This window comes from Bradyrhizobium denitrificans (assembly GCF_013179005.1).
GTDB classification, from domain to species: Bacteria; Pseudomonadota; Alphaproteobacteria; order Rhizobiales; family Xanthobacteraceae; genus Bradyrhizobium; species Bradyrhizobium denitrificans.
In genome coordinates this window covers 212899-227567 of record NZ_JABFDP010000006.1, presented here as the reverse complement: position 1 = coordinate 227567, position 14669 = coordinate 212899, and the positions used below count along the sequence as shown (strand labels likewise).

The following is a 14669-nucleotide window of genomic DNA, read 5'->3' as shown; positions in this document are numbered from 1 at the left end:
CGCGCCTTGGCCTTACGGGGACGCGCGATACGCGCGCCCTTTTTTTGTGCCCAATTCCTGCCCGTTTCTTGCCCGTGAGCTTGAATGCCGAAACGCACCGACATCTCCACAATCCTGATCATTGGCGCCGGCCCGATCGTCATCGGCCAGGCCTGCGAGTTCGACTATTCGGGCACGCAGGCGGTGAAGGCGCTGAAGGAGGAGGGCTATCGCGTCGTCCTCGTCAACTCCAACCCGGCCACGATCATGACCGATCCGGAACTGGCCGATGCGACCTATATCGAGCCGATCACGCCCGAGATCGTCGCCAGGATCATCGAGAAGGAGCGGCACGTCATCCCCGGCGGCTTTGCGCTGCTGCCCACGATGGGCGGACAGACCGCGCTGAACTGCGCGCTGTCGCTGCGCCGGCAGGGCACGCTGGAGAAGTTCGACGTCGAGATGATCGGCGCCACGGCTGACGCGATCGACAAGGCGGAAGACCGCCAGCTGTTCCGCAACGCGATGGAGAAGATCGGGCTGCAGACGCCGAAGTCGCGGCTCGCCAACGCCTCCGCGCTCAAGAAGCAGTTTCGCGACAAATATCTCGCCGAGCGCGAGAAGCTGTCGGGACCCGCGCGCGACGAGCTCGACCGGCAATGGAGCTTGGGTGAGAACGAGCGCCGCAAGCGCTATCAGGAATACGCGCTCGGCGAAGCCATGATGGCGCTGTCCGAGATCGGCCTGCCCGCGATCATCCGTCCGTCCTTCACCATGGGCGGCACCGGCGGCGGCATCGCCTACAACAAGGAAGAATTCCTCGACATCATCGAGCGTGGCCTCGACGCCTCCCCCACCAACGAAGTGCTGATCGAAGAATCGGTGCTCGGGTGGAAGGAGTATGAGATGGAGGTGGTCCGCGACAAGAAGGACAACTGCATCATCATCTGCTCGATCGAGAACCTCGATCCGATGGGCGTGCACACCGGCGACAGCATCACGGTTGCGCCAGCGCTGACCTTGACCGACAAGGAATATCAGATCATGCGCGACGCCTCGCTGGCGGTGCTGCGCGAGATCGGCGTCGAGACCGGCGGCTCCAACGTGCAGTTCGGCGTCAACCCGGCTGACGGCCGCATGGTCGTGATCGAGATGAATCCGCGGGTGTCGCGCTCCTCGGCGCTGGCCTCAAAGGCGACCGGCTTCCCGATCGCCAAGGTCGCGGCCAAGCTCGCCGTCGGCTACACGCTCGACGAGATCGCCAACGACATCACCGGCGGCGCGACGCCGGCGTCGTTCGAGCCGACCATCGACTATGTCGTCACCAAGATCCCGCGCTTTGCCTTCGAAAAATTCCCGGGCGCCTCGACCACGCTGACCACCTCGATGAAGTCGGTCGGCGAGGTCATGGCGATCGGACGGACCTTCCAGGAGAGCCTGCAAAAGGCGCTCCGCGGTCTGGAGACGGGCCTGACCGGCCTCGACGAGATCGAGATCGACGGGCTCGGCCGCGGCGACGACAAGAACGCGATCCGCGCCGCCCTGGGCACGCCGACGCCGAACCGGATCCTGCAGGTGGCCCAGGCCATGCGCCTCGGCTGGTCGGACGAGGAGATCTTCAACTCCTGCAAGATTGATCCCTGGTTCCTGGCGCAGATGCGCGGCATCGTCGAAATGGAAGACAAAGTGCGCCGGCACGGCCTGCCGCCGAACGCGAACGGGATGCGCAACCTGAAGGCGATGGGCTTCTCCGACGCGCGGCTCGCCGTGCTGGCCAACACGACCGAAGCCGAGGTCGCGGCCAAGCGGCACGCGCTCGGCGTGCGTCCGGCGTTCAAGCGCATCGACACCTGCGCGGCGGAGTTCGCGTCGCCGACGGCCTACATGTATTCGAGCTACGAGACGCTGTTCGCAGGCCACCTCGCCGACGAAAGCGCTCCGTCCGACAAGAAGAAGGTTGTCATTCTCGGCGGCGGACCGAACCGCATCGGCCAAGGTATCGAGTTCGACTATTGCTGCTGCCATGCCTGTTTCGCGCTGGCCGACGCCGGCTACGAGACCATCATGGTCAACTGCAATCCGGAGACCGTGTCGACCGACTACGACACCGCCGATCGTCTGTATTTCGAGCCGCTGACGGCCGAGGACGTGCTGGAAATCATCGCGACCGAGCGCAAGAACGGCACCTTGCACGGGGTCATCGTGCAGTTCGGCGGCCAGACGCCGCTCAAGCTGGCGCGCGCGCTGGAGGCGGCCGAGGTGCCGATTCTCGGCACCTCGCCCGAGGCAATCGACCTCGCCGAGGACCGCGACCGTTTCAAGCGCATCCTCGACAAGCTGCATCTGAAACAGCCGAAGAACGGCATCGCCTATTCGGTCGAGCAGGCCCGCCTCGTCGCCGCCGATCTCGGCCTGCCGCTGGTGGTGCGTCCGTCCTACGTGCTCGGCGGCCGCGCGATGCAGATCATCCGCGAAGACAACCAGCTCAGCGATTACCTGCTCGGCACCCTGCCTGAGCTGGTGCCGGCCGATGTCAAGGCGCGCTATCCGAACGACAAGACCGGCCAGATCAACACGGTGCTCGGCAAGAACCCGCTGCTGTTCGACCGCTACCTCTCCGATGCCACCGAAGTGGATGTCGACTGTCTCTCCGACGGCAAGGACACCTTCGTGGTCGGCATCATGGAGCACATCGAGGAGGCCGGCATCCATTCCGGCGACTCCGCCTGCTCGCTGCCGCCGCATTCGCTCGACGAGACCACGATCGCCGAGTTGGAGCGCCAGACGCGCGAACTCGCACTCGGGCTCGACGTGGTCGGGCTGATGAACGTGCAATATGCCATCAAGGACGGCACGATCTACGTGCTCGAAGTGAACCCGCGCGCGTCACGCACGGTGCCCTTCGTCGCAAAGGTGGTCGGTACGCCCGTGGCCAAGATCGCGGCCCGAATCATGGCCGGCGAGAAGCTCGCCGATTTCGGCCTGACCAAGCGCGCGCTCAAGCATGTCGGCGTCAAGGAATCGGTGTTTCCGTTCGCCCGCTTCCCCGGCGTCGACACCGTGCTCGGCCCGGAGATGCGTTCGACCGGCGAGGTCATGGGCATCGACCGATCCTTCGAGGTGGCCTTCGCCAAAAGCCAGCTTGGCGGAGGCACGCGGGTCCCGCGCAAAGGCACGGTGTTCGTCTCCGTGCGCGAGAGCGACAAGGCCCGAATCACCGAGGTCGTGCGGATGCTGCACGAACTCGGCTTCAAGGTCGTCGCGACCTCCGGCACCCAGCGCTACCTGGTCGATCAGGGGGTCCCGACCGAGAAGATCAACAAGGTCCTGGAAGGCCGTCCGCATATCGTGGACGCCATCACCAATGGCGACATCCAGCTGGTCTTCAACACCACGGAAGGCCCGCAGGCGCTCGCGGACAGCCGCTCGCTGCGGCGCGCTGCCCTCTTGCATAAAGTGCCGTATTACACCACTCTTTCGGGTGCTGTGGCGGCCGCGCAAGGCATCCGCGCCTATCTCGGGGGAGACCTTGAGGTCCGCACCTTGCAGAGTTACTTTTCCGAAAACTAATCGCGCCGCGCGGGCAACCGCCGGCTAAGCGATTGGCAATAATCGGCAATAAAGCCTCACGGCAGGAACTCGCCGCCCCGTTCGATGTTGGTCCGGCCTTTCGTGGTCCGGTATGATCGGGGTTTCGGGCTTTGCATTGGGCCGCAAAGGCCTATTCTGAAGATGCTGATCGTGCGCGCCCCTTGCCCGCACGACTGAAGGACGAGAAGAAATGGTCGAAAAGGTTCCCATGACCTCGGGCGGCTACGCCGCGCTTGAGAACGAGCTGAAGCAGCGCCAATCGGTGGACCGCCCGCGCATCATCGAGCACATCGCCGAGGCGCGCTCGCATGGCGACCTGTCGGAGAACGCGGAATATCACGCCGCCAAGGAAGAGCAGTCGCACAATGAAGGCCGCATTGCGGAGCTTGAGGACAAGCTCGCGCGCGCCGACGTGATCGACGTCACGAAGCTCTCCGGCGAGACGATCAAGTTCGGCGCGACCGTGACCCTGATCGACGAGGACACCGAGAAGAAGACGGTCTGGCAGATCGTCGGCGAGGTCGAAGCAGACGCCAAGAAGGGCAAGATCTCCATCACCTCCCCGCTCGCCCGCGCCCTCATCGGCAAGAAGATGGGCACCACGGTCGAGGTGATGGCGCCCGGCGGCGCCAAGTCCTACGAAATCGCCAAAGTCGAATGGCGCTGAGGCGCGGCCGCATCGCGGTCACGAAACCAAGGGCCGCGCGGATCGCGCAGCCCTTTGTCGTTTCAGCCCTTTGTCGTTTCAGCCCTTTGTCGTTTCGGCGCTGGGTCGTTTCAGCCCTGGCAACGACCGAGACCGTCAGTTCGACAGTACACGTTCAATTCATCGCAGGTGGCGACACACCCGCGTGACGCAGTACCGCTAATGGGCTAATTCATGGCAGACGGCCGCCGCAACGATCGGTCCGGCCGCCACATCATGATTTTTCTGGTTGGGGGACAATCACACATGGAGCAGATGCTCTCGAAATGGCAGCCGGCTGTGCTCAGCCTGTTTCGCTTCATCACCGGCCTGCTGTTGTTTCAATACGGCGTGGCCAAGATCTTCAAGTTTCCGGTCATCCCGTACTTCGCCAACATCCCGCCTCTGATTTACACGGCAGGCATGCTCGAACTCGTGCTTGGCGCGCTGCTCATCGTCGGCCTGTTCACCAGGCCCGTCGCGTTCATCCTCTCGGGCGAGATGGCCTTCGCCTATTTCATGGGCCACATGTTCAAGACCGGAGAGCCTGTCTGGCTGCCACTCCTGAACAACGGCACCGCGGCGATCGCGTTCTGCTTCTCCTGCCTCTACCTTGCGACCGCGGGCGGCGGCCCGATCAGCCTGGATGCGCTGCTGCGCAAGAAGAGCTGAGCTCCCGCTCCGTCGATGATCATTCCGGGGCGTCGCGACAGCAGTCCCCGGAATGCCAGACCGGTCCAGGTCATGATGCGTTTTCACGGAACCGCATCATGACCTTATCTCTTTGTTTGAGAATGATCTTTGGATCATGCTCTAGCTGCGCACCTTCACCTCGAGCGGCACCGCGGCATCATATTTGGAATTGTGCAGCACCAGCGAGGTCCGGACGTTGCGCACGTGCGGCGCCGCAGTCAGGTGCGTTACGAACTCCTGAAAGGTCGCCATGTCAGGTGCCACGCATTTCAGGATGAAATCGACCTCGCCGGACAGCATCCAGCATTCCCGCACCAGGGGCTCGGCGCGAACGAACTCCTCGAAGGCCTTCAGGTCGGCATCAGCCTGACTCGACAGATGCACCGAAGCGAAGACGGTGACGTCGAAGCCAAGCTTGCGCGGATCGAGCAGACCTCGATAGCCGGTGATGTAGCCCTCTTCCTCCAGAGTCCGCACACGCCGCAGACAGGGCGGCGGCGAAATTCCGACGCGCTTGGCCAGTTCCACATTGGTGATCCTGCCATCGGCCTGGATCTCGCTCAGGATTTTGAGGTCGATTTCGTCAAGATTCTTGGACACGGGGCGCGGGGGGCTGGCGGGAACAAGCGGGAGACGTGATCCGCGGGTGGGTGGCAACTCTCTTAGCGCAAGCCGGTCAATTTGCGCAATTTTATTACTCTAGATTTCCCCTGTTGACCGGCTCGTGAAGGGAAAATTCGCCGAGATGCGTTGCAATTCTTGCATAGCTTGCCAGATGGCTTAGACTTGGATTTGACATTTTCGATGGGGCTTCGGGGGCGTTCTTTGCGCATTCCGCTCGCTGCGTCGTCAATCTCCCCCTTTTCCAGCGAGTCATCGTTCCCATGCAAGCTCCGATCCATGCCAAAGTCGTCATCATCGGGTCCGGCCCTGCCGGCTACACGGCGGCGATTTACGCGGCACGGGCGATGCTGGAGCCGGTGCTCATCCAGGGCATCCAGCCGGGCGGTCAGCTGACCATCACGACCGACGTCGAGAACTATCCGGGATTTGCCGACGTCATCCAGGGCCCCTGGCTGATGGAGCAGATGGAAAAGCAGGCGACCCATGTCGGGGCGCAGATCAAGATCGACCTCGTGACCAAGCTGGAGCTGGCGCAGCGCCCGTTCCGCCTGACCTGCGATTCCGGCGACGTCTATCTCGCCGAGACGGTCATCCTGGCCACCGGCGCCCAGGCGCGCTGGCTGGGGCTCCCCTCCGAGGAAACGTTCAAGGGGTTCGGCGTCTCGGCCTGCGCCACCTGCGACGGCTTCTTCTATCGCGGCAAGGAAGTCATCGTCGTCGGCGGCGGCAATACGGCGGTCGAAGAAGCGCTGTTCCTGACCAACTTTGCCTCGACCGTCACGGTCGTGCATCGCCGCGATCATTTCCGCGCCGAGCGGATCCTGCAGGAGCGCCTGTTCAAGCATCCCAAGATCAAGGTCGTCTGGGACAGCGCGCTGGACGAGATCTGCGGCGCCAGCAATCCGTCCAAGGTCACGCATGTCCGGCTCAAAAACGTCAAGACCGGCGCCGTCTCCGAACTACCGGCCGACGGCGTCTTCGTCGCCATCGGCCATGCACCGGCGACGGAGCTCGTCGCCGGCCAGCTCAAGCTGAAGCCATCCGGCTATGTCGAGGTCGTGCCAGGCACGACGGCCACCTCCGTCCCCGGGGTGTTCGCAGCCGGCGACGTCGCCGACGAAACCTATCGGCAAGCGATCACCGCCGCCGGCATGGGATGCATGGCCGCGCTCGAGGCCGAACGCTTCCTCGCCCACGCCGCGAGCGAACGCGCCGCTGCTGAATGAACTGAAGATGCCACGATCACGGGATGGATTTACGGATATGGATTGGGACAAGCTGAAGGTGTTTCACGCAGCGGCGGAAGCTGGCAGCTTCACGCATGCCGGGGAGCAGCTCGGGCTGTCGCAATCGGCAGTGTCACGCCAGGTCAGCGCGCTCGAGCAGGAACTGGCGGTGTCGCTGTTTCATCGTCACGCCCGCGGGCTGATCCTCACCGAGCAAGGCGACCTCTTGTTCCGGACCGCGCATGACGTCTTCATGCAGTTGCAGGCGGCGCGGGCCAAGCTCACCGACAGCCGCGAGCGGCCGAGCGGCGATCTCAAGATCACCACCACGCCGGGCGTCGGCATCAACTGGCTGATCCCACGGCTCGGCGAATTCACCTCGCTCTATCCGGAGATCCGGATCTCGCTGATCGTCACCGACGAAGAGCTCGATCTCTCGATGCGCGAGGCCGACGTTGCGATTCGTACCCGCAAGCCGACGCAGCCCGACCTGATTCAGCGCAAGCTGTTCGCGATCAGCTTCCACGCTTACTGCTCCCCGGAATATGTGAAGCGGTTCGGCACGCCGAGGACACTCGACGAACTCGACGACCACCGCATCATCATGCTTGCGGACGGCCAGGTCGCCCCGCATCTGCAGAACCGCAGCTGGCTTGTCGATGCCGGGCGTAACGGCTCTGGTCCTCGCGAAGCCTATTTCAGGGTCAACAATATCCTCGGACTGGTGCGCGCCTGCCAACAGGGTCTCGGCATCGCCGCGCTGCCCGACTATCTGGTCGAAGAAAACAGCCGGCTGGTGCAGCTGTTCGGCGAGTCCGATTCAATCCAGCTCGACACCTACTTCGTCTATCCCGAGGAGTTGAAAACGGTGGCGCGCGTGCAAGTGTTCCGTGACTTCGTCGTGAGCAAAGCGCAGCGCTGGCCGGCCTGAAATTGTGCATGTCTGACATGCGACCTACATGGTTGCTGCAACGCCGTGTCGAAGCCCATACTGCAACTGTGCTGAGCGTTGGCGTTGCGCATTGTCCCCCTCCTCCAGTGGCGCGAGCGCTCAGAATCCCTCTTGGAAGGTGATTGTGTCGGCCGCGTTGGCCAATACCTCCAGCCGGGCTCATTGGGCCCGGCTATTTTTTTGCTCAGCTGGTTTTCTGCTGAGCTGTTTTGCTGTTCGTTTCTGCGTGTCCGCCAATGCCGCATTGACAGCATCGGCAGCTCCGCGCATGTAGGTGGCATGTCCACATTTTCGAGCGCCACCTTGTCGTCGAAAAAAGCTCCCCTTCCGGGGACATGTGGACGCGCGCGCTAGAATCGTTCCAAACTTCACCGCCGCATCACCAAGCCCCGCCGCTCAGACGGGGTTTTTTCATGTCCCGTCTCCGGCACTCAGACCCAGGGAGATGGACCATGACCACGACGCGAACGCAATTGCAGGGACTTTGGCTGCCACTGATCACGCCGTTTCACAACGGCGCGCTCGATGAAGCATCGCTGCGCAGCCTGATCCGCCACTACGCCGCCAAGCCCATCGACGGCGTGGTGCTGGGCGCGACCTCGGGCGAAGGACTGACACTGTCTTGGGACGAGCGCATGCGTGTGGTCAGCGTGGTCCATGACGAGGTCGCCGCGGCTGGCCGGCCGCTGCCGCTCTGCCTCGGAATTGGCGGGGTGGCGACGTCCGATCTGATCGAGGCGCTCGATCGCACCACCTCATGGCCGATCGATTTCTATCTGATCTCGAGCCCGCCTTATGTGCGCCCATCGCAGCGCGGACTGCTGGCGCATTTCACGGCGCTGGCTGATCATGCTGCGCACCCGATCATCCTCTACAACATTCCCTATCGATCGGCGGTCGGGATCGACAACGACACAATGCTGCGGCTCGCCGAACATCCGATGATCGCGGGCCTGAAGGATTGTTGCGCCAACCGCGCGCAAACGCGCGACCTGATCGCGCGCCGGCCAGCGCAGTTCCGGATCCTGACCGGAGAGGACGCTCAGAGCTTCGATGCGCTACAGGCCGGCGCGGACGGCGCCATCCTGCTCTCGGCCCATCTGGAGACGGAGACATTTGCTGCGATCCTGCGGCACGTGAAGGACGGTCGACATGATCACGCCGCGGCGGGCTGGGCGCAGGTCGAGGATCTCACACGCCTGCTGTTCACCGAGCCGAGCCCTGCGCCTGCCAAGTACTGGCTGGCGCGGACAGGCGTGATCGCCAGCGCCGAAGTGCGGCTGCCGATGGTGGAGGTGAGCCCCGAGCTCGCCGCCCGGCTGGACCAGGAGATCCAGCACCGCACGGCGATGGCGCAAAGCCGCGTCGCCTGAAGCGTCTCCGCCGCGTTCGTCGGCTCTGCCCCGAACGCGGCCCGGACGCTCGGCCGCAGCAGCGCGCTACCGCGGACAACGAGCGGGGACGACTTGCGTGGTTAATCCGAACTAACGGTCACGATCAAATGCCGCGCCGCCGGCAACCTGATGTTTAAAGATGTTCGGCTATGGATGTTGAAAACGTCAGAGAACGCGGGGGCGTCGTGGCTTTGCAGGATCATCCATACCCTGAGCAGCAGGGGTTCAGCACCGAAGACATTCTTTGGGCCGTCGGGATCTGGTCTGTCATCCTGACCCTGACGCCGGCGATCGCCTTCTATCTGCTGATGATCGCCTGAGCGCCATTTCGCGGCGCTGAGCGGCCCATCGTCGGCCCTCGCGAGACGGCTGATTCCCCCGAAAGGGACGAAAGTCATCCGAAACGAAAAACGCGCGGAAGCCCGCGCGTCGATGCGTGATGACAGGCCGCGATCAGGCCGCCTGCTTGTGCATGGCGCCATTGGCCGACACGGTGCCGCGAATCGCCTTCACCGAACGCTCGATCGCCGCCCAGAGACGCGCGATCTCGGCAGCAGCCCGCCCTTCGGCGTAGTATTCGCGCACGCCTTCACCCTGCCCCAGCGCCATCAGCAGATCGGCACGGTTGGTGATCTGCCCGCCCCACACCGGCGCCTTGAACTTCGCCAGGGCCTCGCGGGCGATGGTGACAATCGGGCTCTCGGCGTCGTCGCGGCGCGCCGGCGCACCGTTGAGAACGACGGCATAGGGCTTGCGCGCCGAGCGGCAGGTCTGAATGGTTTCCTGGACCGCATTGACGTCGAACACACCGGGACGAGCCGGGATGATCACCATGGTCGCGTTCTTGATCGCATCTTCGACGACGGCCGATACGGTCGGAGGCGTATCGATCAGCACCCATTCGACGCCGTCGCGGCGGGCCGCGGCGACGATCGCGCTGACCGAGTTTACCGCCGTCTTGATCGGCGGCTCGTTGGTGCCGCGCAGCTTGTGCCAGAGCGTCAGCGACCCCTGAGGGTCGGCATCGATGAGCAGACAAGACTTGCTCGCCTTGATCTGCGCAGCGAGATGGGCGGCCAGGGTGCTCTTGCCTGAACCGCCCTTACGCGATGCGAAAACAATAACGTTCATACCTTGGCCTCCAGATTGACCCCGGCAGCGAAAATGAATCAGCGGACTGATTCGCGGAAGATAAATTTAGCGATTGTTAAGGCGTAACTCCTGATTGCCGAAACGGATTGGTTTTTGAGTCACACCGAGAGCAACACTCCAGCGGATCCGGGGCTGCGCGCCGTGACAACATGAGGTCTGCCGTGACCGTCTTTGCATGTTGAAGATGCATCGCGCGTGAACAGAACGAGTCCGCGCATCGACATCCGTTCCATCTGCTTTCCAATGCAGTTGCATGCCGGTCTCCCCCCGCATCGGGTGGCCTTGCCGAACCGGGGCGAGTTCCCACCGGATGTCAGCCAGAATGCCGTCGGATCTCGTGGAGGTTGCATGTGACCGTCGACGCGAGTTGAGCAGCGAAGGACATGCGGACCCTGGTTCGCGCGCTGCGTGGGTGGGCGCAATGGCCGCGTTGGGATGGTCGGGACAGGCCAGCCACGCAACTCGCCAAGTCGCTTCGGCGACCACGCGCCTGCCTTCGTGCCAGGTTGCCGTAACGGCCCAGAACGCCGCGATCTCCAGCACCACCCAGACCACCGGGATCCCGCTCCGATCCATGACGACGTCCAGGTGATACGGATGCACATCACGTTTGCGGCATCTTGATACCGCGCACCGAAACGCCTTGTTGTTCCTAACGACAATCTCGATCGCATGGGGCCGAGGCAGTACACCGCGCTGGATGCGACAGATGAAAGCACGCGAGCTCAACAAGGACGACTCCCGAATACGACTTCCGGATACGACTTGGCGGATGACGCTCGTGGCGGATGACACGCCGCGCGCCTAAGGCGCTGGGTTCAAGTCGCAAGACGACCTGATCTGCGCAATCGCAAAGACGAACGCTGTATCGAGCGCCATCCGATCACCTGTCGATATCAAGTCCTTTGACGCGCCCAACAAACATGATTGAGCAGATTGCCACGGGTAATGTTTGGCATCCGGAACCGCTTTGAACTATCGCCCCCGCTGTAGCTCCAACTTTCAGCGTCGAGCTGGTCGACTCAGCAGCTACACGCCCCCGCCAGAAACACGCACCGCTCGATCAACGCAGGCCACCCGCCGATCATTGACCTGTTTATACACCTATCACGAACCTCTACTGATGAAATCTCATCACCCACAGCACACAATCGACGTAAGCCTTGTGTAAGGCACGCAGCCGACCAAATACGCATGCTATTCGCAATGACTATTCGTCATAGTGGCCCCCACGACGCTCCTGCCCAACAAACGCAGAACGGCCCCCCCTCGACCAACACGGAAGATACAACTGTTCGCCCTCTATCTGGTCTGCATGTCCTTGCACTTGCTCGCATTCGAGCGAGCCCATCGCCCGGACGCACCGGGAGGCAAGACGGCGCGATCGGGCAAGTAGAAGAACGTCGCAAGCGCGCGACCGTAAAGAGGACAATCTTCACGGACAACCGCCCGAAACTAGAACAAGATCACACTCGAACAGCCTGTCCCCTTACCGCAATGCAGGGCCTGCATTCGCGGCAAGACGCCAATCTTCAGCTAGCCCGATCTGTCAATATAGAATTTTCACCGGTTGCCGACGGATATGCTCTGTCCCATAAGTGGCATCCTTCGGCCAAACACATGCATCGCCGTGTGATCTGCACCAGATGCACAAAGATACGCAGCAACCGCTCAACGGTTCCCAAACAGAAGCACTCCGCTCTCTGGCCAACTAGCCCCCACTCACAATAAGGCGTTCAGCACACGGCGCTCTCCCGACTCAACGAGACTCACCACATTATGGAATGAATCGATGCCAGCCGTGATGGTCCTCTCCAGCAGCACCTCGACATCGTCCCTCATGCAAGATCAGCTGAACTCACTCCGTTACAGCATGATACATCACTCCTGCTACGACGTCGGATGGACGATCCAGCCCTCTGCTTTGACAGGCATCGACGCTCTGATCATTCTGCTGGATCACCAAACGACCGACGGTATCGCCCTGATCGACCACTGGAGAGGCGCATCGATCGGCCATCCCGTTCTTGCGGCGGGCACATCATGCACCAAGCAACAGATTGTCGATGCGATCGATCATGGCGCTGACGACTACATATCGCTGCCATGCGGATTGATGGAGTTGGCGACGCGGTTGAGCGCAATGTTGCGCCGGTGCAGATCAGCCCGCAAACTCATTCGCACGATCGACCACGTGAGCGTGGACGAGGATCAAATGCAGGTTATCGTCAGCGGAATTCATATTCACGTCACTCCGTTCGAATATCGCCTCCTCCTCGCACTCATGCAGCGACCAAATTCGGTTCTGTCGATCAAAGAGCTTCGTAAGGAAATATATGGAGAAGACTCACGAACTCCCCCGGGGGCAGCCGAAATGCTTGTCGCCCGACTCAGACGAAAAGTCGGACACGACTTCATCAAGACGCAACGAGGTGCCGGCTACTACGTCGTCGAGAACCCCACGTCGATGTCAGCGAATTCTCGCCAGTCGGGATCCTCTTGCCCCGCCGAGCCTCGCGCAGCATGCCATTCCTGACCTGACGATCAAATAACTCCCCTCCAACACCAGCACCAAAGATGCGCATTCTCATTGCGGACTGCGATACAGCAACCACTCGGCTGCTCGCGCCAGCGCTACACTCTGCGGGGTTTGTCGCCGAAAACGCCTCCACGCCAGACGATGCATGGTTCTTGGGCGATACCGAAGAGTATTCTGCGACGATACTCGGTGTCCGGTCGGGTGGAGCGTACCGCGAGCTGTTGCAACGCTGGCGACGATCTCATCGATACTTTCCTATATTGGCTCTTGGTCGAAACACCAACTTGGACACTTGGATCGACGTCATTGATCGAGGCGCAGACACTTTTCTGCCGCTGCCCTTTGTCCGGGAAGAACTACTTTCACGGCTGGAAGCCATTGTGCGGCGGTCTTATGGGCATCTGTCATCGCGGCTCACAGCCAATGAAGTTCAACTCGACCGGCGAAAAATGGTCGTGACCGTCTCCGGGCGGGTGGTCAACCTCACAGCAAGAGAGTTCTCCGTCCTCTCTCAACTGATGTATAAGCGAGGAACAATCGTATCCAGCCACGAACTCGCGGAAAGCACATTCCACGAATCGTCACGCACGACGAATGCGGTCGAGGCCACGATTAGCCGCTTGCGTCGAAAGATCGGCCATCACATTATCGAGACACGAAGAAGCGCCGGCTATTTGATAAGGCGGTGACGGCTCGCTGCTGATCCTGCCATGTCGCGCCGATTGAACAGCATCTGGCGTGGTCGTAAATCTCTTTGCGGATCCAACGCAGCGTCATCTCGTGCAGATGCGCGCCAGTTTCCTCAAAGGCTCAGCCTATCTGCCCCGTCTCATCGCACGTCAGCAATTGCTCGCTCAAACTCTGCACCAGCACCTCAATGTTGCCATCAGACATGACGTCATCATGTGCCCCGGGTATCTGAATGGTAACAATCTGATGCTCAGGCAACACCTCTTTCCATCCTCTATGCGCATCTTCATTCGGGGCCTCTGCCACAAATAGACATATCTTGATCGGAATATATTCGCTTTCATACACATTATCGGCGTTTATCAACCGGCGTGTCGTCTGCCTTAACGCCGGACTGAGCGATGAGAGAAAGCGATCCATCACCTCTTCGGAAATCCAAGTCGGTCTCCTGTAATAGGTATCGATAAGGCCAACGAATTGAACGTCGTTATCGGCCGACAGAAGTTGACGAGCGACTTCGTAGGCCAGCTTACCCCCGAACGACCACCCTGCCAGGCGGTAAGGACCGGCGGGTTGGATTTGCTTGATGATGGCCACAAAGCAGGCTGCGATATCTTCCACAGTTCGCAGATGATCCCGTCTTTGTCCGTCGCTTGTCAGACCGTAAATCGGAAAGCCATCGGGAAGTCGTGCTGCCAGCTTAGCTCCGTACAACACGCTTCCCTGGCCCTGGCTCATGATGAAGAGTGGCTTCGCCTCCGTAGCCGCGGGCGAGCGAAGCTCAACCACGTGCGATTCGAAATCGAGAGTGGGTGAATTGCCGTCGTTCTGGAGGAGACTGGCAATCGTTGGATTTGCAAAAATTCGCGGGATCGATAGGGATAAACCGGCTTGACTTAATCTCACCTGCATCTTGGCCAGAAGCAGCGAGTGTCCGCCGAGCGCGAAGAAATTGTCGTGTCGCCCGATCCGCTCAACGCCCAGCAGCTCCGACCAGATCCGGGCGATGACCTCCTCGGTCTCGCCCTGCGGCGGCTCATAGGCCTGCGCCGCGAACGCTGTTCCTTCCGGCGCCGGCAACGCCTTGCGGTCGAGCTTGCCGTTCGGCGTCAACGGCAGCCGATCCAGATGGACATACGCCGCA

Annotated in this window: 12 protein-coding genes and 1 pseudogene; 9 read left to right on the top strand and 4 right to left on the bottom strand. The window is 61.6% G+C overall.

The features are described from left to right. Window positions 1-84: 84 nt before the first annotated feature. From carB to HL671_RS08425, 3 genes are all read left to right on the top strand, one after another. Window positions 85-3549: a carbamoyl-phosphate synthase large subunit gene (gene carB, locus HL671_RS08435; RefSeq protein WP_172236113.1), complete on the top strand. Its 3465-nt coding sequence runs from the start codon at window positions 85-87 to the stop codon at window positions 3547-3549. A gap of 211 nt (window positions 3550-3760) precedes the next feature. Continuing rightward, window positions 3761-4237 (top strand): transcription elongation factor GreA, encoded by a 477-nt coding sequence (greA, locus tag HL671_RS08430; protein ID WP_012046626.1) that lies wholly within the window; start codon window positions 3761-3763, stop codon window positions 4235-4237. Between the two features lie 285 nt (window positions 4238-4522). Beyond that, complete coding sequence (locus HL671_RS08425) at window positions 4523-4927, top strand: DoxX family protein (protein ID WP_012046627.1); 405 nt, start codon at window positions 4523-4525, stop codon at window positions 4925-4927. Between the two features lie 141 nt (window positions 4928-5068). Here the strand turns inward: HL671_RS08425 and HL671_RS08420 are convergent, their stop codons facing one another. Next, complete coding sequence (locus HL671_RS08420) at window positions 5069-5548, bottom strand: Lrp/AsnC family transcriptional regulator (RefSeq protein WP_012046628.1); 480 nt, start codon at window positions 5546-5548, stop codon at window positions 5069-5071. A gap of 284 nt (window positions 5549-5832) precedes the next feature. Here HL671_RS08420 and trxB point away from each other — a divergent pair, with 284 nt between their 5' ends. The 4 genes from trxB (at window position 5833) to HL671_RS08400 (ending at window position 9464) form a co-directional block, all read left to right on the top strand. Then, window positions 5833-6798 (top strand): thioredoxin-disulfide reductase, encoded by a 966-nt coding sequence (gene trxB, locus HL671_RS08415; protein ID WP_172236112.1) that lies wholly within the window; start codon window positions 5833-5835, stop codon window positions 6796-6798. A gap of 7 nt (window positions 6799-6805) precedes the next feature. After that, the gene (locus tag HL671_RS08410; protein ID WP_012046630.1) at window positions 6806-7729 is read left to right on the top strand and encodes a LysR family transcriptional regulator; all 924 of its coding nucleotides are present in this window, start codon (window positions 6806-6808) and stop codon (window positions 7727-7729) included. A gap of 473 nt (window positions 7730-8202) precedes the next feature. Further along, window positions 8203-9123, top strand: coding sequence for a 4-hydroxy-tetrahydrodipicolinate synthase (gene dapA / locus HL671_RS08405; protein WP_172236111.1), 921 nt, complete (start codon window positions 8203-8205; stop codon window positions 9121-9123). A 170-nt stretch (window positions 9124-9293) separates the two neighbouring features. Next, window positions 9294-9464 carry a hypothetical protein gene (locus HL671_RS08400; RefSeq protein WP_168167853.1) on the top strand — a complete coding sequence of 57 codons (171 nt, stop codon included), beginning with the start codon at window positions 9294-9296 and terminating at the stop codon, window positions 9462-9464. 133 nt (window positions 9465-9597) lie between these two features. On the opposite strand, the gene HL671_RS08395 is transcribed toward HL671_RS08400, so the two are convergent. Beyond that, complete coding sequence (locus tag HL671_RS08395) at window positions 9598-10275, bottom strand: ParA family protein (protein ID WP_012046633.1); 678 nt, start codon at window positions 10273-10275, stop codon at window positions 9598-9600. 1813 nt (window positions 10276-12088) lie between these two features. Between HL671_RS08395 and HL671_RS08390 the strand changes: the two genes are divergently transcribed. Together HL671_RS08390 and HL671_RS08385 are read left to right on the top strand one after the other, a co-directional pair. Next, on the top strand, window positions 12089-12832 hold the full coding sequence (locus HL671_RS08390) for a response regulator transcription factor (protein WP_172236110.1): 744 nt from the start codon (window positions 12089-12091) through the stop codon (window positions 12830-12832). A 41-nt stretch (window positions 12833-12873) separates the two neighbouring features. Next, window positions 12874-13524 carry a response regulator transcription factor gene (locus HL671_RS08385; protein ID WP_172236109.1) on the top strand — a complete coding sequence of 217 codons (651 nt, stop codon included), beginning with the start codon at window positions 12874-12876 and terminating at the stop codon, window positions 13522-13524. 121 nt (window positions 13525-13645) lie between these two features. Here HL671_RS08385 and HL671_RS39300 read toward each other — a convergent pair whose 3' ends face one another. Together HL671_RS39300 and HL671_RS39295 are read right to left on the bottom strand one after the other, a co-directional pair. After that, a complete protein-coding gene (locus tag HL671_RS39300) occupies window positions 13646-14371 on the bottom strand; it encodes a thioesterase domain-containing protein (protein WP_470287770.1) in 726 nt (241 codons plus the stop codon). After that, window positions 14360-14669: pseudogene (locus tag HL671_RS39295) on the bottom strand (phosphopantetheine-binding protein); the annotation flags it as partial. The gene HL671_RS39300 and the pseudogene HL671_RS39295, both read right to left, overlap by 12 nt.